Below are 23,708 nucleotides of genomic sequence, written 5' to 3'. Positions count from 1 at the left end.
TTTAAAAATAAACCGGTTTCGTTGATGCCCCGGGCGGCAACCGGCTGATGATCCAAAGGGGTGTGGAGACACAGGAGAAGACCATGCAACACAGGAGACGGATCGTCGCGCTCGCAGTGGCAGGAGTGGTCGCGGGGGCTTGTGCGAATCACGCTGCACTGGCGGGTACGCCAGAAGCGCAGAAATGGGTCGATAGCGAATTCCAGCCCAGCACGCTGAGCAAGCAGCAGCAGATGGACGAAATGAAATGGTTCATCGATACGGCTGCGAAACTCAAATCGCAAGGCGTCAAGGAAGTACACGTGGTGTCGGAAACGATCGACACGCATATGTATGAATCGAAGACGCTTGCCAAGGCATTCACGGAAATCACGGGCATTCAGGTCAAGCACGACATCATTCAGGAAGGCGATGTCGTCGAAAAACTGCAGACGTCGATGCAATCCGGTCAAAGCATCTATGACGGCTGGATTTCGGATTCGGATCTGATCGGCACGCACTATCGTTATGGCGTGATCGTGCCGCTGTCCGATTACATGGCGGGCGAGGGCAAGGAATACACGAATCCGGGCCTCGATCTGAAGGACTTCATCGGCACGAGCTTCACGACCGCGCCGGATAAAAAGCTCTATCAGTTGCCCGACCAGCAGTTCGCCAATCTGTACTGGTTCCGTGCGGACTGGTTTGCGCGCAAAGATCTGCAGGACAAGTTCAAGGCGAAGTATGGCTACGATCTCGGCGTGCCCGTGAACTGGTCCGCGTATGAAGATATTGCCGACTTCTTCACGAATGACGTGAAGACCGTCGACGGTGAAAAGGTCTACGGCCACATGGACTACGGCAAGAAAGACCCATCGCTTGGATGGCGCTTCACAGACGCATGGCTTTCGATGGCGGGCGAAGCCGATAAAGGCATTCCGAACGGCATTCCCGTCGACGAATGGGGCATTCGCGTGACGCCGGATGGTTGTCATCCCGTGGGTGCATCCGTGTCGCGCGGCGGCGGCACGAATAGCCCGGCTGCTGTTTTTGCCACTACAAAGTACGTCGACTGGCTGAAGAAGTATGCGCCGCCTGAAGCGTCCGGCATGACGTTCAGCGAGGCGGGCCCGGTTCCCGCGCAAGGCAAGATCGCGCAGCAGATCTTCTGGTACACCGCGTTCACGGCGTCGATGCTCAAGCCCGGCAACGTGACGAATGCGGATGGCACGCCGAAGTGGCGCATGGCGCCGTCGCCGCATGGCCCGTACTGGAAGGACGGTATGCAGAACGGCTATCAGGACGTCGGCTCGTGGACTTTCTTCAAGTCGACGCCCGCGAACCAGCGTGCTGCCGCATGGCTTTACGCGCAATTCGTGACGTCGAAGTCGGTGTCGCTGAAGAAGTCGATTGTCGGTCTCACGTTCATTCGCGACTCCGACATTCATAGCGATTACTTCACGAAGAACGCCGACAAGTACGGCGGCCTGATCGAGTTCTACCGCAGCCCGGCGCGTGTCGCGTGGACGCCGACGGGCAACAACGTGCCGGACTATCCGAAGATGGCACAGCTCTGGTGGAAGAACGTCGCGACGGCTGCCGCTGGTGAGAAGACGCCGCAAGCCGCGATGGACAGCCTCGCGAAGGAAATGGACCAGGTGCTGGGCCGTTTGCAGCGCGCCGGCATGAAGGTGTGCGCGCCGGAATTGAACCCGGAAAGCGATCCGTCGAAATGGCTCTCGGATCAGCATGCGCCCTGGAAGAAGCTCGCGAACGAAAAGCCGAAGGGCGAAACGGTCAAGTACGACCAGCTGCTCGCAGCGTGGAAGGCGGGCAAGGTTCGCTAGGCATTTGACGTAGAAAAGCGGGAAGGTTGAAGCGGGCGGTGTCGAAAGACGCCGCCCGTTTTTTATTGGCTTTATGCCGCAAGAGCGCGCGATTAAACAGGCGCGACCCATTCATCAATCGAAAGCAGATTGTCATTTAAACGTTTGATGCAGAAAGACCACATATGCCTTACGGATGATTGCGAACCATTACCGTTCATGTAATGATACCGATTCTCATTTAGATGGAGCCGGCCGGGGAGACAGCTACCGGCGGGGCGGTTCGCGCGAAGACGCGAACCGGACGGGCAGGCACCGCCCGTTGCGCCAAGAAAAAATCAGTTACAACGACAGGGAATCGTGATGCTTCGAACCACGCCACTCGCAGCGGCCGTCATGGCCGTCTTTGCGACGCCGCTCTTTGCTCAAACGACGACGCCAGCCACACCGGCAGTACAGGTTGCCCAGGCTGCAACGTCCGCTTCTCCCGCCAGCCAGCCCTCGGCCAGCCAGCCTTCCGAAAGCAACACACTGCCCGCCGTCAAGGTGACGGGGCAGGCAGACAACGCCACCGACTTCCAGCCCGACACCTCCAGCGTCGGCGCCAAGGTGCCGACCGCGCTGCGCGACATTCCGCAGGCCGTCACCGTCATCCCGAAGGCCGTGCTCCAGTCGCAGGCTGCGAGCTCGTTCTCCGACGCGCTGCGCAACGTGCCGGGCATCACGATCGGCGCCGCCGAAGGCGGCCAGATCGGCAACAACATCAACTTGCGCGGCTTCTCGGCGCGTACCGACATCTACCTCGACGGTTTCCGCGATCGCGGCCAGTACTATCGCGACACGTTCAACCTCGAATCGATCGACGTGCTGTACGGTCCTTCGTCGCTGTACTTCGGACGCGGTTCGACGGGCGGCGTGATCAACCAGGTCAGCAAGGAACCGCAACTGAAAAAGCGCGCCGACGTCTCCGTGCAGGCGGGCACGCATGACCGTTACCGCACGACGGTCGACCTCGACACGCCGATCACCGACACCTCCGCGTTCCGTATCAACGCATTCGGCCAGAGCCTCGGTTCGTCGCGCGACGTGATGAAGAACAAGGACTATGGCGTCGCGCCCGAAGTGAAGTTCGGCATCGGCACGCCGACGGAAATCACGCTGTCCGCGCTGATCCAGCACAACCGCGACCAACCCGACTACGGCGTTCCGCCGCTGAACGGCCACCCCGCGCCTGTAAATCGCGGCACGTTCTACGGCTACACCGACGACCGCACGATTCAGGACGTGCAGACGTTCAGCGCGCGCATCAAGCATCGCTTCAACGAAGACGTGACGGTGCGCAACCAGACGCAGTTCAGCCACTACAGCACGGAAGCGCGCGCGACCAATGCAGCGTCGGTGCTGACGGGGCCGCTGTCGACGTCGACGGCGCTCACCAACGGTAACTTCACCAACATCGATCCGTCGAAGCTCTTCGTGAAGCTGCAGGGCAAGGACCGCAACATTAACGACCACTCGGTCTACAACTCGACCGACGTCGAATGGAAGTTCAACACCGGCCCGGTCAAGCACGACCTGCTCGCCGGCGTCGATCTGAGCCACGAAACGTATAGCAACCAGAGCTTCACGGCGACTTCGCCGGGGATGACCTCGAACACGATCGGCGTGGTGCCGCTGATCGATCCGCCGTACACGCCGCGTCCCGCGAACGTGAAGGAAGTGGCGACGAATCTCGCGGAATCGAGCGCGAATGGCGTGGGCCTGTATTTGAACGACACGATCTCGCTCGGCGAGCACTGGAAGGTGGTGGGCGGCGTGCGCTGGGATCGCTACGAAGCGTCGATCAAGAATTCGATCAACTTGCCGGGTTACGCGACGCAGACCAATTTCTTCACCAGCGTGCGCGGCGGGATTATTTATCAGCCGGCCGACTGGCAGTCGTACTACGTGTCGTACGGCACGTCGTTCGATCCGTCACTCGAAGCGCTGACGCTGACCAACGGCCAGCAGAACCTGCCGCCCGAGCACAACAAGTCGTATGAAGTCGGCGCGAAGCTGGATCTGCTCGGCGGCGGTCTGTCTGTCACGCAATCGCTTTTCAACATCGAAAAGACGAATGCGCGTACCGCGAACCCCGACGGCAGCTACACGCTCGACGGCGATATCCGCGTGCGCGGCTATCAGCTCGGCCTCGCCGGTCACATTACGGACAAGTGGCAGGTGTTCGGCGGCTACACGTACATGGACGGTGTGATTCTGCAGGCGTTCGATGGCACACAAGGCAAGACGCCCGCGAACACGCCGCGCAACACGCTGACACTGTGGACCACGTATGCGTTCACGCCGCATTGGGAAATCGGCGGCGGTCCGACGTACATGTCGTCGCGCTATGCGGCGAACAACAACCTCGTGCAAGTTGGCGGCTACACGCGTTGGGATGCGATGGCCGCGTACCACGCGAAGCGTTACGACGTCCAGATCAACGTGTTGAACCTGACCGACAAGAACTACTACGACGCGCTGATTCCGTCCGACGGTGGACGCGCGGTGCCGGGTTACGGCCGTACGTTCCTCGCGACGCTAAACTATCGCTTCTTCTGATCGCACGAAGCGATAGCCCACGGCACGCCGCGCGCTCGCCCGCATGAAGCGATTCATGCGGAGGCGCGCGGCGCTGCCGCTTATGCAGGAACGTTGAACGATGATTGTCTCGATCCCGGACGTACTGAGTCCCGCCGAAGCCGCCGCGATGCGCTCGGCGCTCGAAGCCAGCGACGCATGGGTGGATGGCCGCGCGACGGCCGGCTACCAGGGCGCGCCCGTCAAGCGTAACCAGCAGATCGCGGAAGGCTCGCAGATCGCGCTGGAAATGGGCGACCGGATTGTCGCGTCGCTGGAGCGTCATCCGCTGTTCATCAGCGCCGCGCTGCCGAACAAGGTGTATCCGCCGCTCTTCAACCGCTACGAAGGTGGGATGCACTTCGGCAGTCATGTCGACGGCGCGATCCGGCTCGTGCCGGGCAGCGGCGTGCGCGTACGCACCGATATTTCGATCACGCTGTTTCTCACGCCGCCGGACGAATACGACGGCGGCGAACTGCTGGTCGAAGATACCTTCGGCGTGCAGGAAGTGAAGCTGCCTGCCGGACATGCCATTGTGTATCCGGGCACGAGCCTGCATCAGGTGCGGCCCGTGACGCGCGGTGCGCGCGTGTCGAGTTTCTTCTGGGCCCAAAGCCTCGTGCGCGACGACACGCAACGCGCGATGCTGTTCGATCTCGATGGCGCGATACAGCGCCTGAATGCATCGAACGGCGATGAAGCGGCCCGCCGCACATTGGTGGGCTGTTATCACAACCTGCTGCGCATGTGGAGCGAGACCTGAGCGTTACGCCGGCCGTCGCGCCACGGTCGCCGTCTTCTGCGGACTACGCCCGCTTTGCAGCAGAAACACGCCGCCGAGAATGCAGGTCATCGCGAGCAGATCGAGCGGATGAATCGGTTCGTGCGCGACCAGCACGCCGATTCCCAGCGCGATGACGGGCGGAATATACGTGACGCTCGAAGCCGCGATCGCGCCGAGCCGCTGCACGATGAAGTAGTACAGGATATACGCGACGCCCGTGCCGAGCAGTCCAAGCCCGAGCACGAGGCCGGCGGCGGCGCGCGCGTCGTGTACGATGCGGGTGATGCCATCGAACGGCGTCACGCAGGCAATCGTCAACAGCGCAAAGCCGATTTGCCACGTCGACAGCGCGACGGGCGACATGTCGAGCTTCGACAGAAAGCGCCGCGCGTAGACGAATGAGCAGCCCACGCTCAGCGAGCCCGCCGCCATATACGCGACACCGCTCAGATCGACGCTCGCGACGGCACCATTCCACGGCCGCGCGATCATCAACACGCCAACGAAACCGCACACCACGCCGACCATCATGCGTGGGCTGGGTCGTTCCGCGCGCAACAGCGCCCACGCGCAGACGAACGAGAAAAGCGGAATGGCACCGCTCAACATGCCCGCCACGCTCGACAGCAACAGCGACGCGCCTTTGGCAAACGCGTAGTAGTAAACGCTTGTCGCGAGCAGCGACATCACGACGAAGTGATGCGCATGGCGCAGCTGTTTCCATGCGAGCGCTTTCGTCGCAATCGCATAGACGAGCAGCGGCAAAAACCCGAACAGCACGCGCAAGAACACGATCTGCGCGGGCGTGATCCAGAGGCTGGCCCACTTCATGAAAAGAAAGTTGCTGCCCCAGATCAGGCCGAGCAACGCGAACGCGAGATAAGCGGGATTCATGGCAAACACCATCGGATGGAAGGACGATGCGCCGATTGTGCTGCGCGCACGGATGCGGTACAAACGATTTGTTCTCGTCGATACTGCAGAAAAACTATCCTATGTCCGCAATGCCGCCCCTGAAAGCGCTGATCGCCTTCGAATCCGCGATGCGTCTAAACAGTTTTTCTGCAGCTTCCGATGAACTGAACGTGACGCCCGGCGCAGTTGGCCAGCAGATCCAGAAGCTCGAGGCGTGGCTCGGCGTCGCGCTGTTCGCGCGTCAGGTGCGGCAGATCATCCCCACGGATGAAGCGCGCGCCTACTACGCACAGATTCAGCCGGCGCTCGCACAGATCATGCATGCAAGCCGCCGCGTGCGCGAGAACCAGAGCAAGGGTGTGCGCGTGTCGATGCCGCCCAGCTTCGCGGCCAAATGGTTCGCGCCGCGCATGACGGACTTTTTGATCGCGCATCCGGACATCGCGCTGGAGTTGAATACGACGACCGCGATGGTCGATTTCGAGTTGCAGTCGATCGATCTGGCCGTGCGCTATTTCGACGGCAATGCGCCCGATCTGCACGTGCAACTGCTGCATGCCGATGAAGCGCGCGTGTATTGCGGCCCATCGTATGCGAGGCGGCTGAAGCTGAAAACCCCCGACGATCTGCAACACGCAACACTGTTGCACAACACGCTGCATCCGCACTGGACGACGTGGCTGAAGAAATTCAGCAAGCTGTCGGCGCGGCAGATCGACGGCATGGCGGGCATTCATTTCGACCAGTCGCTGATGGCGATCGAGGCCGCCGTACGTGGACAGGGCGTCGTGCTGACGAGCGCGGTATTGACGGAAGCGGAGACGGCGGCGAAGTCGCTGATCGATCCATTCGGTCAGAGTCTGCCTTTGAAGACCGCGTACTACCTCGTACATCCAAAGTCGATCGAACTCAAGCCAGGTGCGGCGACCTTGAAGGCGTGGTTTATCGGCGAGCCATAAGCAGAACGCCCGCGTTCGAAGCGGGCGTTCATCAAGCGAATGCGAGCGGGTAGATCAACCCGGCAACATGCCCGGCAGCACATAAGCCTGCAACAACGTGATCAGACCGACGATCAACGCGAACAGCAAGCTATGCCGCACCGTGAAGCGGAACAGCTCCGACTCGCGTCCGACGAGCCCCGTCGCCGCGCAGGCGACGGCGATCGACTGCGGCGAGATCATCTTGCCCGTCACGCCGCCCGTCGTGTTCGCAGCCACGAGCAAGGTGTCCGACACGCCGATCTGATGCGCGGTTGCGTGCTGAAGCGAGCAGAAGAGTGCATTCGACGACGTATCCGAACCCGTCAGAAAAACGCCAAGCCAGCCGAGCACGGGCGAGAAGAACGGGAACGCAGCGCCCGTTCCGGCGAGCAGCAACGCGAGCGTCGACGACATCCCCGAGTAGTTCGCAACGAACGCGAACGAGAGAACCAGACCGATCGACAGCACCGGGCGGCGCAGTTCCTTCAGCGTTTCGCGGAACGTTGCGAGTGCGTCGCGCGGTTTCACGCGCAGCAGCACCATCGAGATCAGCGCCGTCACGAGGATGGCCGTGCCGACTGCCGAGAGCAGATCGATCTTGAGCACGGCTTCGTAGGCTTTCGGCGTCGCGACGATGGGCGCCGTCTTCATCACGAGCTGATCCAGCGCGGGCACCTTGAACTTGAGGATGCTCCACGCAAGCGCGCCCTTCGCGGCGAACAGCGCCTTGAACGGTTGCAGGCTCCAGACGGTGACGACGGCAGTCAGAATGCCGAACGGCGCCCACGCGCGGATGGTCTGCGCAAGCGTATAAGGCGAAGCGCGACGGCTGACACCCGCAGCGCCATTCGAACCGCCGCCGAAGCCACCGAACCCCGACAATGCGGCTGCACCGCCGCTAACAGCACCGCGTGCCGTATCGCGAGCGCGGCGCGGCTGCCAGACCTTCAGGAACGACGCGAGCGCGACGAGACTGACGAGCGCTGACGTGATGTCGGGGAGTTCAGGCCCGATGTGATTCGACGTGAAGTATTGCGTGACGGCGAAGCTGCCACCCGCGACCAGTGCAGCCGGCCACGTTTCCTTGAGGCCACGCTTGCCGTCCATCATGAACACGAGCCAGAACGGCACGGCGAGCGAAAGCAGGGGTAACTGGCGGCCCGCCGTCGCGCCGATCAGAAACGGATCGATGCCCGTGACCTGGCCCGCGACGATGATCGGAATGCCCATCGCGCCGAACGCAACAGGCGCGGTGTTCGCGATCAGGCACAAACCCGCGGCCTTCAGCGGATCGAAACCCAGTCCGACGAGCAGTGCCGCCGTGATCGCGACGGGCGCGCCGAAGCCGGCCGCGCCTTCGAGAAACGCGCCGAACGAAAAGCCGATCAGCAGCAGTTGCAGACGCTGGTCGTCCGTCAGCGCGAGCACGGATGCGCGGATGATCTCGAACTGTCCTGTCTTGACGACCAGCTTGTAGAGGAACACGGCCGTGACGATGATCCACGCGATCGGCCACAAGCCGTATGCGAAGCCGAAGCCCGCCGCCGCGAACGCCTGCTGCGCCGGCATGCCGTACGCGAAGATCGCAACGGCCAGCGACAACGCCAGCGTACCCGCCGCCGCGACATGACCCTTCAGCCGCAGTCCCGCCAGCGCGACGAAGAAAAAGATGATGGGGATGCTGGCCGCGAGCGCGGATAGCCAGAGGCTGCCGAGGGGCAGGTAGGTCTGATACCAGGGGTGCATGTCGGTCTCCTCCGAATATGCGATCAATGAATTCTTGTCGGCGGCGTGCGGCCGCCCCCGGTGCATCGCCATTGAGGCGATGCACGCGTGTGATCTACGGGGTTGAAAGCGCGTTACTCGGGCTGGCCGCGCTCGCGCATCAGGTCATGCAGGCTGCGCGCCGCGGGCTTCAGCGGCTCGCGATGGCGGGTCCAGCCCATCTGGTTCTTCGGCGCGAATGCGCGCAGCCGCGTCGCCGCCCAGCGCAGCACCTTGTACGCACGCGGATGCGCGAACGCGCCGCTCCAGAAGCGCCACACGAACTGTTCCTCGCGGCTGAACTTCGCGCCTTGTCCGCGCAGCGGATGCGCGACCACTTCGTCCGGATTGCGATTCGCTTCCGTGCGCAGGCGCACCAGCAGTTCGGGAATCGGAATACGCACCGGGCACACTTCGCCGCACGCGCCGCAGAGGCTCGATGCCGTCGGCAGGTCGGCCGTTTCTTCGAGGCCGAGCAGATGCGGCGAAATGATCTTGCCGATCGGCCCCGGATACGTCGTGCCATACGCGTGTCCACCGATGCGTGTGTACACAGGGCAATGGTTCATGCACGCGCCGCAGCGGATGCATTGCAACGTCGCGCGCAGTTGCTCGTCCGCATAGGCCTGCGTGCGGCCATTGTCGAGCAGCACCACATGCATTTCACGCGGACCGTCGCGCTCGCCTTCGCGGCGCGGCCCGGTGATCAGATTGAAGTACGTCGTGATCGCCTGGCCCGTGGCGGAGCGCGTCAGGAGGCTCGACAGCGGCACGATATGCGACAGCTTCTCGACCACTTTTTCCATGCCCATGATCGCGATATGCACGTCGGGCACGGTGGTCGACAGGCGTCCGTTGCCTTCGTTCTCGACGAGCCAGAGCGTGCCCGTATCGGCTGCCGCGAAGTTGACGCCCGACAGGCCGATGTCGGCATCGACGAAGGCGCGGCGCAGCGCGCGGCGTCCCGTCTGGATCAACTCGTCGACGTCTTCCGTATAGCGCGTGTCGGGAATGTGCTGCTCGAACAGTTCGGCGATATCGGCCTTTGTCTTGTGGATCGCGGGCATCACGATATGCGACGGCTTTTCGTGCGCAAGCTGCACGATGTACTCGCCCATATCCGATTCGATGCAGTCGATACCGCGCGCTTCGAGGTAATGGTTGAGCTCGATTTCCTCGCTCGCCATCGACTTGCCCTTGATCACGCGCTTCGCGTCATGCGATTGCACGATGCCGTGGATGATCTCGTTCGCTTCGGCGGCCGTTTCGGCCCAATGCACGTGGACGCCGCGCGCCTTCAGATTGGCTTCGAGTTGTACGAGCAGATCGGGCAGGCGCGACAGCGCATGACGCCGCACCGCTTCGCCGAGATCGCGCAGATGCTGCAACTCGTCGTCGTCGGGAAACTGGGTGCGGCGCTTGGTTTGCAGAAAGTCCATCGCGCCGCGAAAGCTGCTGCGCAGTTTCGGGTCGTCGAGCGCGGCGCGGGCGCGCGCCTTGAAGTCCTGAGACGGCACGAAGTGCATCGGGGTGGCGTTCATGCTGCGTCTCCATCCGTAGCGACGGCTGCGTCGGTCTGATGTTCGACGATCACGACCCACAGTTCGCGCGGGCCATGCGCGCCATAGGCGAGCGTCTGCTGGATATCGGAAGTCTTCGACGGGCCGGAGATCATCACGAGATTGGTCGGCATGCCCGCCTGCCAGTGCTCCGCGCGCATCGCGGCGTGCAGGTCCGCGTGCAGCGAATGCGCGTACACGAGCGCGATATGCAGCGGCGGCACGAGCGACATCGTGCGCGGCGAACCGGCGTCGGGCGCGACGATCAGCGTGCCCGTCGAGGCGAGACCCGAACGCGCGACCGTGAAGCCGGCGTCGACGGTGTCGAACAGTTCGGCTTTCCAGTTTTCGATCGGCTGATCGTAGTTGCGCGTCGCCACGGAGGAGGGCAACGCCTGCTTCAACGCAGCACCTTCCGCGCGCGACGTATCGAGCAGCAGGCGCTTCACGTTTGCATCGAGTAGACGTTGCGCGATCAACGCGGGCCACGTGCGCTCCGTCGCGCGAAATACTTCGGCATGCGAGGCGGCGAGCGCCGCCTGCATCGATTCGACCAAAGCTTGCGTCGGCAGCGCGACGCGGCGGCTGTCGTAATGCAGATCGATCTGTTGGTCGAGGCGTTTCAGATCGTCGCCTGAAACCTGAGCGGGCGCAGCAGCGCGCAACCGTCCGAGCATGCGTTCGCGCGCGTTCATGCTTTGCTTCCCTTGTTTTTCGCATCGGCGCGTTGCGTGCGCCGCCACAGAAAACTCGCGATATGTTCGACTTCGACGGGCGCGCCTTGATGACGTGCCGCATGTCCGATGTTCAGCAGGCAACCGCAGTCGGCGGAAACGATACGCTCGCAGCCCGTCGCGCAAGCGGATGCGACCTTGTCGCGCACCATCGCGCCGGAGATGTCGGGATGCTTCAGCGAAAACGTGCCACCAAAACCGCAGCATTCCGATTCGCGCTCGTGCTCGATGCGCGTGACGCCCGGCAATGCATCGACGAGTTCGACGCCATGTACGCGCGTGCCCATTTCGCGCCGCGCGGCGCATGACGTGTGCAGCACGACGCGTTCGTTCGGTGCGTCGATGGAAGCGGGCAACTCGATGTGCAGCACGCGCAGCAGGAATTCGCTCAGTTCGAATACGCGTTCGCTGAGCGCTTGCGCCTTTTGCGCCATCGCGGGATCGTCAGCGAACAGCTTCGGCCAGTGGTGGAGCATCATGCCCGCGCACGAACCGGACGGCACGATCACAGGCCACGGCTTCGAGAAGATATCGAGTTGGGCGCGCGCAACGTCACGCGCCTGTTCGGGATTGCCGCTGCTATAGGCGGGCTGGCCGCAACAGCTTTGCTCCTGAGGAAAGTGTACGACCAGCCCTTCGCGTTCGAGCAGCTTCACCGCGTCGAGCCCGGCTTCGGGGACGAACAGATCGACGAGGCAAGTCGCGAACAGATAGACATCGCGTGGGGCCGCCGGATAGTGCCTTTCCTTCATATCTCGCTCCAGAATGCGTCCGCTTCATGTGCAGCCTGCATCGAATGCGGCTCGCGCGGATCGCTTGAATCGTTGACGCATGATTCCCAAATGTGCGCGACAATACAAATTGGTTGGACCACTGAAGCACGATCGACGCAGCAGGGGAAGCGTATGGCAACAGGAACGAGAGAACGCGGCAGGGTAGAGGGCGTGATGCGCCAGATGGAAACGTCGCTGCTGGATGGCACCTGGCCGCCTGGTTCGCGTCTGCCTGCCGAGCGCGCGCTGGCCGAACAGTACGACGTGTCGCGCAACACGGTGCGCGAGGCAATCCAGCGGCTGGCGGCGCGCGGGCTGTTGCAGAGCCGGCGCGGCGCGGGCGTGTTCGCGACGGATCAATTGCGTGCGGGCATCGCGTCGCCTTGGGGGCAACTGGTTGCGGATCACCCTGTATTACGCGACGACATCCTCGAATTTCGCCGCGTGCTGGAAGGCGCGACGGCCTATTTCGCGGCGATGCGCGCGACGCACGCGGATATCAAGCGCATCCGTTCTTTGATGCGGGAACTGGAGCGCTCGCACGCTTGCGACGACCACGACAGCGAGGCCACCGCCGACGCGCAGCTACACGACGCCATCGCGCTCGCGTCGCACAACACGATGTTCCTGCATCTGCACACGAGCGTGCTCGGCATGCTGCGCGAGCACATCACGATCAGCGGCACGGATGTGCGCCTGCAAGGTCCGGCGGAGTCGGGGCAACTGCTGATCCAGCATCGCGCGGTGGCCGACGCAATCTGTTCGCGGCGTCCGGAAGAGGCGCGCACGGCGATGCACACGCATATCGACTTCGTGCGCAGCATCCGCGAACGGCAGGGCTAGTTGAGCCGCGGTCAGCGGCCCCAAAGTGGTCCAACCAGATCCACGCGACGAAACATCAGGCCACGGCGTCGGCAACCTGGAAAGCGTCCACCGAGGTCTTCAGCCGCCCAGCCTGCTCCGTCAGCGAATGCGCAGCGGCGGCAGCCTGCTCGACGAGCGCCGCGTTTTCCTGCGTGAGGCTGTCCATCTGCGTGACGGCGAGATTCACCTGATCGATACCCGCGCTCTGTTCGGCCGCGGCCGCGGCGATTTCCTGCATCACGCCCGTGACGCTCGCAATCGCATCTCGTGCCTGCTGGATCGTCGTGCCCGTGCGTTCGACGAGGCCCGCGCCGTTGCCGACCCTGTCGACGGCGCGGCTGATCAGTTGCCGCACTTCCTTGGCGGCGCCCGCGCTGCGATGCGCGAGCGTACGCACCTCGCCCGCGACGACGGCGAAGCCACGTCCCTGTTCGCCCGCGCGCGCCGCTTCGACAGCGGCATTCAACGCGAGGATATTGGTCTGGAAAGCGATGCTCTCGATGACCTCGATCACCTCGACCATCTTCTGCGATTCCGTCGAGATATCACGCATCGTCGTGACCGCCTCGCCGACCATCACGCTGCCCTGGTTCGCGATCTGCGCGGCGCTTTCGGCGAGTTCGCTGGCGGTGCGCGCGTTCTCGGCCGTCTGCCGCACCATCGACGTCATCTGCTCCATGCTCGCCGCCGTCTCCTGCAACGAAGCAGCCTGATTCTCGGTGCGCGACGACAGGTCCGCATTGCCGCTCGCAATTTCTCCCGCACCCGTCGCGACGTGATCGGCGGCGTGTTTGATGGCGCGGATGGTGTCCGTCAGCGTGTCTCGCATGCGGCGCATTTCGCGCAGCAGGCTGTGATCGTCGTCGGTGCGCGTGTCGATCGACACTGTGAGATCGCCGACGGCGATCGCGTTCGCAACATCCGCCGCGTAGCCGGGGTCGCCGCCGATCGTGCGCTGGATGCTGCGGTTGGTCAGCGCGACGAGCGTGGCCAGCAGCAGCGCAATGCCCGCGAACACGCCGCCGATCAGATACAGCGAGCGCATGAACGCAGCGTCGATATCGTCGACATACGCGCCCGTCGCGATGATCCAGTCCCACGGCGCGTAGCGCACCACGTAGCCGATCTTGTCGACGGCTTCAGCGGGCCCCGATGCCGGCCCCGCTGCCGACGCCGGGCGCGAATGCGGAAACACGTAGTCGACGAAGCCGCCATCGGGCGACTGCGCGACCTTGGCGAAGGCCACATAGTGATGGCGGCCGTCCGCGTCGGCGGTGCCGGCGAGATCCTTGCCGTTGGTCGCGGGCTTGATCGGATGCATGATCATGCGCGGCGTCGAATCGATCACGAGGAAGTAGCCGTCCTCGCCGTAGCGGATCTCGCGCAACCGCGCGAGCGCTTCCGTGCGCGCATCCGCTTCGCTCAGCTTGCCGCTCTGCGCGAGCTTCGCGTATTCCTCGACCAGCGACAGCCCGACATGGGCGACGTTCACGAGGTCGTTCTTGCGTTCCTCGATGCGGGTTTCGCGCGACAGATACGCCGCCGACACCGACACCAGCAGTAACGCGATCAGGCTAATGACGAGCGGCAACCACAGCTTCTGGGTAAAACTCAGCTTCAGCATCCGGACGCCTCGCTACGTGGGCGATATATTGAAATGTGGACGCACCGCGCTGCAATGCGGCACGCATGTCTCCATCTGATATATCGACCAATGTGGCGTGGGCTTGCGTACAGGGAAACCCTGTCATGGATTGTGCGGAGACGAATCTCAGCGCGCGTCGAAGCGTGCGGCGAGCCGCCGCTCACGGAACGCTTCGACGACGAAGTCGATGAACACGCGCGTTTTCGCAGGCAGCAGTTTGCGGTTCGGGTAGTAAATCGTGATCGGGCTGACTTCCGCATACCAGCCGGGCAAGAGCCGCATCAGCCGGCCGTTTTCGAGCCACGGCGCGGCGTGCGGCGTCGGCAGGAACGCGACGCCGAGACCGGCCAGCGCCGCGTGCGCCATCGCTTCGGGATCGTCGAAGATCATCCGCGTCTTGCATTCGGCGAGCGCTTCTTCGCCGACCTGATTGCGCATCGTCCACGCGCGCAGACGGCCCGTGCTGCTGGAGCGGCGCGCGATGCCGTCCAGTTCCGCGAGATCGGATGGGTGCGCGGGTAGCGGCCGGCCCGCCATATAGGCGGGCGACGCCGCGACGATCACGCAGGGCCTCGCCAGATCACGCGCGACCACGCCTTGCGTCAGCTCGATCCCGCCGCCGATCGCCGCATCGAAGCCGCCCGCGATCAGGTCGACGGCGCGGTTGTCGAAGTGCCAGTCGGGCACGATGTCGGGATAGCGTTCGAGAAAGTCGCCGAGCAACGGCACCAGATACTCGCGCCCGAACGCGACGGCCATGCTGACTTTCAGCACGCCCGACGGTTTGCCGTCATGCTGCGCGGCACGCGCAAACGCGTCCTGCAAGCTCGCGAACGGGCTGCCCGCATCAGCCCAGAGCTGCTCGCCGCCCGGTGTCATGGTGAGCTTGCGCGTGCTGCGGTGAAAAAGCCGCACGCCCAGATGCGTTTCGAGCCGCGCGACGTTCTTGCTGACGGCGGCAGGCGTGAGGCCGAGGCGCCGCGCCGCCGCCGAAAAGCTGCCCGTTTCGGCGGACTGTATGAACGATTCGATGAGGTTCAGCGCTTCCATATGGTATTCGTCGTGCTCCTGGTGGTTTCCTGAAGCTTATACCTGTGGTTGAAACTGTTAGTCGTGATTCGATACTACCGGCAATGTAATCCGCTCGCCATACTGGCCTCACCTGATCAACAAACCCACTGGAGCACAACATGAACTCGAATCTGCAAGGCAAGGTAGCTTTCGTCACGGGCGGCGCGCGCGGCATCGGTGCGGCGGTTGTGCGCCGGCTCGCCAGCGAAGGCGCGACGGTCGCTTTCACGTATCACAGCTCGGCTGCGGGCGCGAACGAACTGGTGGCGAGTGTCGAGAAGGCGGGCGGCCGTGCCGTCGCCGTCAAGGCGGACGTTGCCGACCCGGCGGCGCTGACCAACGCGATCAACGAGACGGCGCGCCAGCTCGGCAAGATCGACATTCTCGTGAACAACGCCGGCGTGCTGCGCCTGGGCACGCTCGACGTCTTCTCGCTCGAAGACTTCGATGCGACCGTGCAGGTCAACGTGCGCGCTGTGTTCGTGGCGTCGAAGGCGGTGCTCGCGCATATGGGCAAGGGTGGTCGGATCATCAACATCGGCAGCACGAACGCTGATCGCATGCCGTTCGCGGGCGGCGCCGTCTATGCAATGAGCAAGTCGGCACTGCAAGGGTTCGTGCAAGGTCTGGCGCGCGATCTGGGTCCGAAGGGCATCACCGTCAACAACGTGCAGCCCGGTCCCGTCAATACCGACATGAACCCGGAGGAAGGCGAGTTCGCGGCGTCGCTGCATGGCCTGATGGCGATCCCGCGTCACGGGAAGGCCGACGAAATTGCCGGCATGGTCGCGTATGTCGCCAGCCCGGAAGCAGGCTTCGTGACGGGCGCGAACCTGATGATCGATGGCGGCTTCAGCGCTTAAGGTCTCGCTTTACCGACAGGTTCATCGCGATGCTTGCAGGCCGGGCATTGCGAGAACCTGTCAAAAAGCTGTCAAAGCTTCGACAAATAAACGTCAAGCAGCTGTCACGTAACGTTTCTGCCGTTTGCTCATGTCAGAATGGCGCTTTCGCGGAACCCACCTCGAAACGCACATGACTTTGAACCTGGCGCCCGCCACCTATGGGGCCGACCGCTCCGGCCTCGTTTGCGGATTCCGTTTTGCACCTGACAAATCCGGCATCGCCGTCGATACCGACACGGCGGCCGAATGGCTTGCCGAATGTCAACACGACGTGAAAGCGTCGGGCGCCCATCCGGGCGAGTTTCTCTGGCTGCATTTCAATCTCGCGCACGTATCCAGCGAGCGCTGGATGCGCACGCATCTCGATCTGCCCGACACCTTCTTCGAAGCCCTGCGCGAAGGCTCGCATTCGACGCGTATCGAGCACCAGCACGGCGCGTTGCTCGCCGTCGTCAACGACGTGATGTACGACTTCGAGCAGACGCCTTCCGAAATCGCGACGCTGTGGGTCTACACGCACAAGCGGATCATGGTGACGGCGCGCCTGAAGCAGCTGCGCTCGGTCGACCGGTTGCGTGCGTCGGTGCGCAACGGCGAGAGCTTCGATACGGCGGCCGAACTGCTGATCCATCTGCTGCGCGACCAGGCCGATCTGCTGGTGGAAATCGTGCGCAGAACCAGCATCGAAGTCGACCGCATCGAAGATCATTTTCTGTCGCAGCGCGCCTGGCAAAGCCGGCGCGACCTCGGCGCGATGCGGCGCGTGCTCGTGCGGCTGCAACGCGTGCTCGCGCCGGAGCCGGGCTCGATCTTCCGTCTGCTGGTGCGGCCGCCCGCGTGGCTGTCGCCTGCCGATGTGCAAAGCCTGCGCGATTCGACGGAAGAGTTCTCGCTGGTGCTCGGCGACCTGTCTGGCCTCGCGGAGCGCATCAAGCTGCTGCAGGAAGAGATCGCCGCGCGCCTGAACGAGCAGACCAACCGCACGCTGTTCACGCTGACCATCGTGACGGTGCTCGCGTTGCCTATCAACATCATCGCGGGTCTGTTCGGGATGAACGTGGGCGGCGTACCCCTCGCGGAAAACAAGCACGGTTTCTGGGTGATGGTGCTGCTGGTCGTGAGCTTTACCGTGCTGGCGGGGTGGTGGGCGTTGCGCCGGCGTCCGTCGGCGTGATGGGGCGATGAGGGGCGGGGTGACGAGGGTGCCGCGTTTGAAACGCGTCCCTTCGACACGGGAACTACAAATGTCGAGCGTAAAATCCACGGACCGTTGAACTGGCAGCATGTGGCATCAAGCAGGATTGCACTGAACGTCCGTTTCAGGAGGCCTCACATGGCAAAGCTCATCGCGCTCTACAAGACCCCCGCCGACCGCAACGCATTCGACGCCCATTACTTCGACAAACATGTGCCGCTCGCGAAGTCGATTCCCGGCCTGCGCCGCTACGAAGTGAGCGTCGGGCCGGTGGCCGTCGCGAAGGGCGAATCGCCTTATGCGCTGGCGGCCATCCTCAGCTTCGACAGCTTCGACTCGCTGCAGCAGGCGCTGGGCACGCCCGAAGCCGCCGCCACGACCGCTGATCTGCAGAACTTCGCGCAGACGGGTGTCGAACTGCTCGTGTTCGACTCGAAAGACGTCTGACGCGGGCAGGGGCGTTCCCTGCGCGGGTCCTTTCCGGTCTGATTTTCCTTCGCTTCTCCGTACTATCCCTGGCGGACGGAGCGTAATGATAACGCTACCATCCGTCATCCCATCATCGTTTCGCCGCGGCGAAAGACTATCCCTCATGTCCCGCCGCGCGCGCTTGCGGCCGGAATGATAGCGTTACCAAGGAGACTGATTTGTCCTCGAATCGCAAGAAGCCTGAAGAGTTGCGCAGCTACCGCTGGTATGGCGTCAACGATCTCCGTTCGTTCGGCCACCGCTCGCGCACCGCGCAGATGGGCTATCACTCGTCGGACTACATGGGCAAGCCGGTGATCGCCGTCGTCAATACATGGAGCGAGATCAACTCGTGCCACACGCACTTCAAGCAGCGCGTCGAGGAAGTGAAGCGCGGCATCTGGCAGGCGGGCGGCTTTCCCGTCGAAATGCCCGTGATGACGCTCGCCGAGCCGTTCCAGAAGCCGACCACGATGCTCTACCGCAACTTCCTCGCGATGGAGACGGAAGAGTTGCTGAAGTCGTATCCGTTCGACGGCTGCGTGCTGATGGGCGGCTGCGACAAGACCACGCCCGGTTTGCTGATGGGCGCGATCAGCATGGACTTGCCAGCAATCTATCTGCCCGCCGGCCCGATGCTGCGCGGCAACTGGAACGGCCGCACGCTGGGCAGCGGCTCGGATACGTGGAAATACTGGGCGGAACTGCGCGCAGGCAAGATCACGGAAGACGAGTGGAAGGGCATCGAAAGCGGTATCGCGCGCTCGCCGGGCCACTGCATGACGATGGGCACGGCCTCCACGATGACGAGCGCGACGGAAGCGCTCGGCCTCACGCTGCCGGGCTTCTCGTCGATCCCCGCCGCCGATTCGCGTCACGCGCAGTTCGCGTCGCTGACGGGCCAGCGCATCGTCGAGATGGTGTGGACCGACCAGAAGCCGTCGGATCTTCTGACCGCGAAATCCTTCGATAACGCCGTCACCACCGTGCTCGCGATGTCCGGTTCGACGAACGCGATCGTGCATCTTGTGGCCGTCGCGCGCCGCGCGGGCATCGATCTGACCACGGCACGCTTCGATGAACTCGCGCGCGTGACGCCCGTGCTCGGCAATATCCGTCCGGCGGGCCAGTATCTGATGGAAGACTTCTATTACGCGGGCGGGTTGCGCGCGCTGCTGGCGGAACTCGGCGAGCTGATCGACGGCACGCAGATGACAGTGAACGGTCAGACGCTCGGCGAGAACATCGCGGGCGCGGAGATCTTCAACGACGACGTGATCCGCAAACGCGGCAATCCCGTTGTTGAACGCGACGGCCTCGCCGTGCTGACGGGCAACCTCGCGCCCGATGGCGCGGTGATCAAACCCGCCGCGATGGAATCGCATCTACAGAAGCACCGTGGACCGGCCGTCGTGTTCAAGGACTACGGCGACATGGCCGCGCGTATCGACAGCGAAGACCTCGACGTGACGGCCGATTCGGTGATCGTGCTGCAACACGCCGGCCCCGTCGGCGCGCCGGGCATGCCCGAATGGGGCCAATTGCCGATCCCGCAGAAGCTGCTGAAGCAGGGCGTGCGCGACATGCTGCGGATCTCCGATGCACGCATGAGCGGCACCAGCTACGGCGCGTGTGTGCTGCACGTGGCGCCCGAGTCGTTCGTCGGCGGGCCGCTTGCGCTCGTGAAGGACGGCGACATGATCGAACTCGACGTGGCAGCGCGCCGCCTGCATCTCGAGGTCAGCGACGCGGAACTCGCGACGCGCAAGGAAGCATGGAAACCGCCGAAGCGTCCGTTCGAACGCGGCTTCGGCGTGATGCATCAATTGCACGTGACCCAGGCAAACAAGGGTTGCGACTTCGACTTCCTCGAAGAGAAACTGACTACGCCTTCGCCCGAAGCCCATGAAGCGAACAGCAATGAGCCGGAAATCCATTAACACGAACATCGTCATAGCCGACACAAAATGACCGCATCCGAAACGACCGTGAGCGCCGAGGCGCTCGAACTACTTCGCCACGTGAGCACCGCGACGCTCACCACCCAACTCTTCAAGCGCGGCCTGCGCAACGTGTTCCTGCAAGGCGTCGCGCCGCTCGTGAAGCCCGCGCCGGGCGCGCCGAACCTGGTCGGTCCCGCGTTCACGCTGCGCAATATCCCCGCGCGCGAGGACATCGATCATGTCGGCGTGTTTCAGGACCCCGACCATCCGCAGCGCAAGGCGGTGGAAACGGCTCCGCCCGGCAGCGTTCTGGTGCAGGACTGTCGCGGCGACCGCACGGTGGCTTCGACGGGCTCGATCCTCACGTTGCGCCTCGCCAAACGCGGCGTCGCGGGCATGGTGTCCGACGGCGCCGTGCGCGACAGCGGCACGATCTCCGAACTCGGGCTGCCGATCTGGTGCGCGGGCGCGAGCGCGCCGCTCAATCTCGCGAAGCATCACGCCGTCGACATGAACGTGCCGATCGCTTGCGGCGGCGTAGCCGTGTATCCGGGCGATATCGTCGTCGCGGATGTGGACGGCGTGGTCATCGTGCCGCGCGAAATGGCCGAAGAAGTCGCGCGCGATGCGACCGAGCAGGAGCAGCTCGAAGTGTTCATCCAGCAGCGCGTCGCCGAAGGCAGTCCGCTGCGCGGCACGTATCCGCCGAATGAAGAAACGCTGGCCGCCTATAAGGCGTGGCGCGAAGCGCAGAAGCAGTAACGCTTTTAGCGTCACCCCGAACGTCACGACGACAACCTGCACAACGAGGCCCGCGCGCACGCAGCCGGGCCCGGGAGACACCGTGAACACCGTCACTTCCGCGATCGACGAATCGCGCCTCATCAATCGCCTCGGCTTGCGGCTCATGCCGTTGCTCGGCCTGCTGTATCTGGTCGCGTATATCGACCGCTCGAACATCAGCTTCGCGAAGCTGCAGATGCTTGGGAGCCTCGGGTTGTCGGAAGTGGCGTATGGGTTGGGCGCGTCGCTGTTCTTCATCGGCTACCTGATCTTCGAGGTGCCGAGCAACGTGCTGCTGCACAAGTACGGCGCGCCGAAGTGGATGGCGCGCATCATGTTCACGTGGGGCGTCGTGACGATCCTGCTCGCGTTCACGCAGAACGCGACGATGTTCTATGTGCTGCGCTTTCTGCTGGGCGCATCCGAAGCGGGGCTTTATCCCGGCGTGATCTACTACCTGACCTTGTGGTTTCCGCAGCGGCATCGCGTGCGGATGCTCGGTTACTTCACGGTGGGCAGCAGTCTCGGCAATATGGTCGGCGCGCCGATCTGCGGCTGGCTGCTCGACAAGGGCGGTTTGCTCGGACTGCAAGGCTGGCAACTCGTGTTCATCGTGACGGGCATTCCTTCCGTGCTGCTGACGCTGGTCGTGCTGTTCTGCCTGCCCGCCTCGCCGCGAGAAGCGAAGTTCCTCAACGACGAGGAGAAGAACTGGCTCGCGCGCACGCTGGAGAGCGAAAGCACGCAGGCACGCAAGAGCGCCGCACGTCACGGCACACTCCTGAGCGTGCTCACTGAGCCGCGCGTGATCGGCATGGCGCTCTACTACATGATGCTGTCGATCTCCGTCTACGGCGTCAGCTACTGGCTGCCGACGCTCGTGAAGGGCTTCGGTGTCAGCAATACGACGAACGGTTTTCTCAACATCATTCCGTGGCTGATGGCGACGATCGTGCTCGCGTGGCTGCCGTCGAAACTGCGCGCGGGCAATCGCGCGATCATCGCGATGCTCGCTTCGGCGCTGCTCGGCATGGTGTTCTTCCTGTCGTCGGTGTTCCTGCCGACCAACACGCTGCGCTTCGTCGCGCTGTGCTTCGGCGCGCCGTGCATGTATCTGCTGATTCCGTGTTTCTGGACGCTGCCGCCGAAGTTCCTGTTCGGCGCGCGCGCCGCGGCGGGCATCGCGGCGATCAACTCGCTCGGGAATATCGGCGGCTTTATCGCGCAGAACCTCGTGCCGTTCGTCAAGCAGACCACGGGCAGCACACAGGCGCCGATGCTGATTCCCGCCGCCTGCATGCTGATCTTCGCGTGCGTGACGATGTTCGTTCTGCGGCGCAGTGGGCGGGTAGCGCATAGCGTCAACGGCGCCCCTGTCACTGAATAGGCCATTGGCTACAATAGCCGCGCAACGTCTCCGTTCATTCACTCATGACGACCGCCAAGCCAACCGACGCATCGATCGATCTCAAGGCCACGCCCGCGCGTCGCACGCGCGGCGGCCCGAAGGGCTTGCGCATCACGGATGTCGCGGCACAGGCGGGCGTGTCGCCCATCACCGTATCGCGCGTGTTCAACAACCCGGCGTCCGTCGCGCCGGAAACGCTCGAACGCGTGCGCCAGGTCGTACAGAAGCTCGGCTATGTGCCGAACCGTCTCGCGGGCGGTTTGTCGTCGGCGCGCTCGCGGCTGATCGCGGCCATCGTGCCGACTGTCGCGCACTCGCTGTTCTCCGAGACCATTCAGGTTTTCAGCGAAACGATGTCGCGCGCGGGCTATGAAGTGCTGCTCGCGCTGAGCGGCTACAGCGACACGAATGAGGAAAGCCTGCTCGACACGGTATTGAGCCGCCGTCCTGAAGGCGTGTTGCTTACGGGCGTCGCGCACACCGATTCGTTGCGCGAGCGTCTGCGCAATGTCGGCATTCCTGTGGTCGAAACGTGGGATATGACGGAAACGCCGATTGACATGCTGGTCGGCTTCTCGCACTACAAGATCGGCGTCGCGGTGGCGGAGCGGTTCTTGTCGCGCGGAGTGAAGCGGCCCGCATTGATCTCCGCGAGTGATGTGCGTGCGCTCGCGCGCCGGGCGGGGTTTCGCGAGCGGCTTTTTCAAGCGGGCATGATCGATGTCGCGGAAGTGATCGTCGCGCCGCCTAGTTCTGTTGCCACAGGGAAGGCCGCGTTGCCTCGATTGCTGCAGGAGGCGCCGAATGTCGATGCCGTGTTTTGCGGCTCGGACCTGCTGGCCATCGGTGCGCTCGGTGCGGCGAAGGGTATGGGCCTTGATGTGCCCGGGCGTCTCGCGATTTGCGGTTTCGGCGACCTCGAGTTCGCGACGGAAACGACGCCGCAACTGACGACGGTGCGTGTCGATGGCACGCGTATCGGTGTGAGCGCGGCGCGCGCGTTGCTCGATCGGCTGGATGGCGTGCAGGAACGCGCGTTCGTTGATGTTGGGTTTAGCTTGGTGGAGCGGGAGTCGGCGTAAGCGACCTGGTTGATGTCTGGAGTTGGTATGGCCGGTTTGCTTTTCGCTGGCATCCGCGATTTGCTCTTTCGCTGGCATCCGCGGTTTGTTAGCTTGCTTCAAGCGTCGCCCCTGTGCGGGGCGGCACCTACTTTTCTTTGCCGCCGCAAAGAAAAGTAGGCAAAAGAAAGCGGCTAACACCGCCAATTCTTCTTCTTGCCTGAGGGCCCCCGACGGTTCTTACGCTTCACACGGCAACCACATGACTCATGCTCGTTGCCAGCGCTCTTAATTGGCGCCTCACCCGCTTCAAGCTCCCGCAGTACTGTATGCCACGCCAGCTATTCCACCGCCGCCCAGGTGGCAAACTGTGTGTAGGTTGTCGCGTCGTATAGCTTGGCGCTCTTACAGGGTGGAACGCGTGCGCTA

20 protein-coding genes are annotated in these 23,708 nt (G+C 63.4%); 13 read left to right on the top strand and 7 right to left on the bottom strand.

Features of this window, described 5'->3' with window-relative positions; all coding sequences use genetic code 11:
- Positions 1-83 precede the first annotated feature (83 nt).
- The 3 genes from BLT65_RS38400 (at position 84) to BLT65_RS38390 (ending at position 5,190) form a co-directional block, all read left to right on the top strand.
- The gene (locus BLT65_RS38400) at positions 84-1,826 is read left to right on the top strand and encodes an ABC transporter substrate-binding protein (RefSeq protein ID WP_007587603.1); all 1,743 of its coding nucleotides are present in this window, start codon (positions 84-86) and stop codon (positions 1,824-1,826) included.
- Positions 1,827-2,168: 342 nt separating this feature from the next.
- Entirely contained in the window at positions 2,169-4,406 is a 2,238-nt protein-coding gene (locus tag BLT65_RS38395) for a TonB-dependent receptor (protein WP_091788342.1), read from the top strand.
- Between the two features lie 100 nt (positions 4,407-4,506).
- Complete coding sequence (locus BLT65_RS38390; RefSeq protein ID WP_091788339.1) at positions 4,507-5,190, top strand: Fe2+-dependent dioxygenase; 684 nt, start codon at positions 4,507-4,509, stop codon at positions 5,188-5,190.
- Between the two features lie 3 nt (positions 5,191-5,193).
- Here BLT65_RS38390 and BLT65_RS38385 read toward each other — a convergent pair whose 3' ends face one another.
- Positions 5,194-6,105, bottom strand: a complete 912-nt coding sequence (locus BLT65_RS38385) for a DMT family transporter (RefSeq protein WP_091788487.1) — start codon at positions 6,103-6,105, stop codon at positions 5,194-5,196.
- Between BLT65_RS38385 and BLT65_RS47450 the strand changes: the two genes are divergently transcribed.
- On the top strand, positions 6,104-6,289 hold the full coding sequence (locus BLT65_RS47450; RefSeq protein WP_167306615.1) for a hypothetical protein: 186 nt from the start codon (positions 6,104-6,106) through the stop codon (positions 6,287-6,289). The two genes, BLT65_RS38385 and BLT65_RS47450, sit on opposite strands and share 2 nt — an antisense overlap.
- Positions 6,207-7,085, top strand: a complete 879-nt coding sequence (locus BLT65_RS38380; protein ID WP_091788336.1) for a LysR substrate-binding domain-containing protein — start codon at positions 6,207-6,209, stop codon at positions 7,083-7,085. The genes BLT65_RS47450 and BLT65_RS38380 overlap by 83 nt, the downstream gene beginning before the upstream one ends.
- A gap of 54 nt (positions 7,086-7,139) precedes the next feature.
- Here the strand turns inward: BLT65_RS38380 and BLT65_RS38375 are convergent, their stop codons facing one another.
- The 4 genes from BLT65_RS38375 to BLT65_RS38360 form a co-directional block, all read right to left on the bottom strand.
- Positions 7,140-8,852, bottom strand: a complete 1,713-nt coding sequence (locus BLT65_RS38375) for a lactate permease LctP family transporter (RefSeq protein WP_091788484.1) — start codon at positions 8,850-8,852, stop codon at positions 7,140-7,142.
- Between the two features lie 113 nt (positions 8,853-8,965).
- Positions 8,966-10,411, bottom strand: coding sequence for a LutB/LldF family L-lactate oxidation iron-sulfur protein (locus tag BLT65_RS38370; RefSeq protein ID WP_091788332.1), 1,446 nt, complete (start codon positions 10,409-10,411; stop codon positions 8,966-8,968).
- Entirely contained in the window at positions 10,408-11,124 is a 717-nt protein-coding gene (locus BLT65_RS38365; protein WP_091788330.1) for a LutC/YkgG family protein, read from the bottom strand. The genes BLT65_RS38370 and BLT65_RS38365 overlap by 4 nt, the downstream gene beginning before the upstream one ends.
- A complete protein-coding gene (locus tag BLT65_RS38360) occupies positions 11,121-11,915 on the bottom strand; it encodes a (Fe-S)-binding protein (RefSeq protein ID WP_091788327.1) in 795 nt (264 codons plus the stop codon). The genes BLT65_RS38365 and BLT65_RS38360 overlap by 4 nt, the downstream gene beginning before the upstream one ends.
- 153 nt (positions 11,916-12,068) lie before the next feature.
- Between BLT65_RS38360 and BLT65_RS38355 the strand changes: the two genes are divergently transcribed.
- Entirely contained in the window at positions 12,069-12,779 is a 711-nt protein-coding gene (locus BLT65_RS38355; RefSeq protein WP_208545867.1) for a FadR/GntR family transcriptional regulator, read from the top strand.
- Positions 12,780-12,834: 55 nt separating this feature from the next.
- Here BLT65_RS38355 and BLT65_RS38350 read toward each other — a convergent pair whose 3' ends face one another.
- Both BLT65_RS38350 and BLT65_RS38345 read right to left on the bottom strand, forming a co-directional pair.
- A complete protein-coding gene (locus BLT65_RS38350; RefSeq protein ID WP_091788321.1) occupies positions 12,835-14,424 on the bottom strand; it encodes a methyl-accepting chemotaxis protein in 1,590 nt (529 codons plus the stop codon).
- 147 nt (positions 14,425-14,571) lie between these two features.
- On the bottom strand, positions 14,572-15,495 hold the full coding sequence (locus tag BLT65_RS38345) for a LysR family transcriptional regulator (RefSeq protein ID WP_091788318.1): 924 nt from the start codon (positions 15,493-15,495) through the stop codon (positions 14,572-14,574).
- A gap of 140 nt (positions 15,496-15,635) precedes the next feature.
- Between BLT65_RS38345 and BLT65_RS38340 the strand changes: the two genes are divergently transcribed.
- The 7 genes from BLT65_RS38340 (at position 15,636) to BLT65_RS38310 (ending at position 23,300) form a co-directional block, all read left to right on the top strand.
- A complete protein-coding gene (locus BLT65_RS38340; RefSeq protein WP_042308106.1) occupies positions 15,636-16,379 on the top strand; it encodes an SDR family oxidoreductase in 744 nt (247 codons plus the stop codon).
- A 130-nt stretch (positions 16,380-16,509) separates the two neighbouring features.
- Complete coding sequence (locus tag BLT65_RS38335; RefSeq protein WP_425273199.1) at positions 16,510-17,595, top strand: transporter; 1,086 nt, start codon at positions 16,510-16,512, stop codon at positions 17,593-17,595.
- A 159-nt stretch (positions 17,596-17,754) separates the two neighbouring features.
- Positions 17,755-18,063: an EthD family reductase gene (locus BLT65_RS38330; RefSeq protein ID WP_091788312.1), complete on the top strand. Its 309-nt coding sequence runs from the start codon at positions 17,755-17,757 to the stop codon at positions 18,061-18,063.
- Positions 18,064-18,263: 200 nt separating this feature from the next.
- Positions 18,264-20,024: an L-arabinonate dehydratase gene (gene araD, locus BLT65_RS38325; protein ID WP_091788309.1), complete on the top strand. Its 1,761-nt coding sequence runs from the start codon at positions 18,264-18,266 to the stop codon at positions 20,022-20,024.
- A gap of 27 nt (positions 20,025-20,051) precedes the next feature.
- Complete coding sequence (locus BLT65_RS38320; protein ID WP_091788306.1) at positions 20,052-20,789, top strand: ribonuclease activity regulator RraA; 738 nt, start codon at positions 20,052-20,054, stop codon at positions 20,787-20,789.
- A gap of 82 nt (positions 20,790-20,871) precedes the next feature.
- Positions 20,872-22,197 carry an MFS transporter gene (locus BLT65_RS38315; protein ID WP_091788303.1) on the top strand — a complete coding sequence of 442 codons (1,326 nt, stop codon included), beginning with the start codon at positions 20,872-20,874 and terminating at the stop codon, positions 22,195-22,197.
- Positions 22,198-22,241: 44 nt separating this feature from the next.
- Positions 22,242-23,300, top strand: coding sequence for a LacI family DNA-binding transcriptional regulator (locus tag BLT65_RS38310; protein WP_091788300.1), 1,059 nt, complete (start codon positions 22,242-22,244; stop codon positions 23,298-23,300).
- The last annotated feature ends 408 nt before the right edge of the window (positions 23,301-23,708 follow it).

Source organism: Paraburkholderia steynii, assembly GCF_900100565.1.
Classification (GTDB): domain Bacteria; phylum Pseudomonadota; class Gammaproteobacteria; order Burkholderiales; family Burkholderiaceae; genus Paraburkholderia; species Paraburkholderia terrae.
This window is presented reverse-complemented; position numbering and strand designations above follow the sequence as displayed.

Bases quoted from the DNA above. Each gene is read 5' to 3' on its own strand.
- BLT65_RS38400 (WP_007587603.1), top strand. From the start codon at position 84: ATGCAACACAGGAGACGGATCGTCGCGCTCGCAGTGGCAGGAGTGGTC.
- BLT65_RS38395 (WP_091788342.1), top strand. From the start codon at position 2,169: ATGCTTCGAACCACGCCACTCGCAGCGGCCGTCATGGCCGTCTTTGCG.
- BLT65_RS38390 (WP_091788339.1), top strand. From the start codon at position 4,507: ATGATTGTCTCGATCCCGGACGTACTGAGTCCCGCCGAAGCCGCCGCG.
- BLT65_RS47450 (WP_167306615.1), top strand. From the start codon at position 6,104: ATGGCAAACACCATCGGATGGAAGGACGATGCGCCGATTGTGCTGCGC.
- BLT65_RS38385 (WP_091788487.1), bottom strand. From the start codon at position 6,105: ATGAATCCCGCTTATCTCGCGTTCGCGTTGCTCGGCCTGATCTGGGGC.
- BLT65_RS38380 (WP_091788336.1), top strand. From the start codon at position 6,207: ATGTCCGCAATGCCGCCCCTGAAAGCGCTGATCGCCTTCGAATCCGCG.
- BLT65_RS38375 (WP_091788484.1), bottom strand. From the start codon at position 8,852: ATGCACCCCTGGTATCAGACCTACCTGCCCCTCGGCAGCCTCTGGCTA.
- BLT65_RS38370 (WP_091788332.1), bottom strand. From the start codon at position 10,411: ATGAACGCCACCCCGATGCACTTCGTGCCGTCTCAGGACTTCAAGGCG.
- BLT65_RS38365 (WP_091788330.1), bottom strand. From the start codon at position 11,124: ATGAACGCGCGCGAACGCATGCTCGGACGGTTGCGCGCTGCTGCGCCC.
- BLT65_RS38360 (WP_091788327.1), bottom strand. From the start codon at position 11,915: ATGAAGGAAAGGCACTATCCGGCGGCCCCACGCGATGTCTATCTGTTC.
- BLT65_RS38355 (WP_208545867.1), top strand. From the start codon at position 12,069: ATGGCAACAGGAACGAGAGAACGCGGCAGGGTAGAGGGCGTGATGCGC.
- BLT65_RS38350 (WP_091788321.1), bottom strand. From the start codon at position 14,424: ATGCTGAAGCTGAGTTTTACCCAGAAGCTGTGGTTGCCGCTCGTCATT.
- BLT65_RS38345 (WP_091788318.1), bottom strand. From the start codon at position 15,495: ATGGAAGCGCTGAACCTCATCGAATCGTTCATACAGTCCGCCGAAACG.
- BLT65_RS38340 (WP_042308106.1), top strand. From the start codon at position 15,636: ATGAACTCGAATCTGCAAGGCAAGGTAGCTTTCGTCACGGGCGGCGCG.
- BLT65_RS38335 (WP_425273199.1), top strand. From the start codon at position 16,510: ATGTCAGAATGGCGCTTTCGCGGAACCCACCTCGAAACGCACATGACT.
- BLT65_RS38330 (WP_091788312.1), top strand. From the start codon at position 17,755: ATGGCAAAGCTCATCGCGCTCTACAAGACCCCCGCCGACCGCAACGCA.
- BLT65_RS38320 (WP_091788306.1), top strand. From the start codon at position 20,052: ATGACCGCATCCGAAACGACCGTGAGCGCCGAGGCGCTCGAACTACTT.
- BLT65_RS38310 (WP_091788300.1), top strand. From the start codon at position 22,242: ATGACGACCGCCAAGCCAACCGACGCATCGATCGATCTCAAGGCCACG.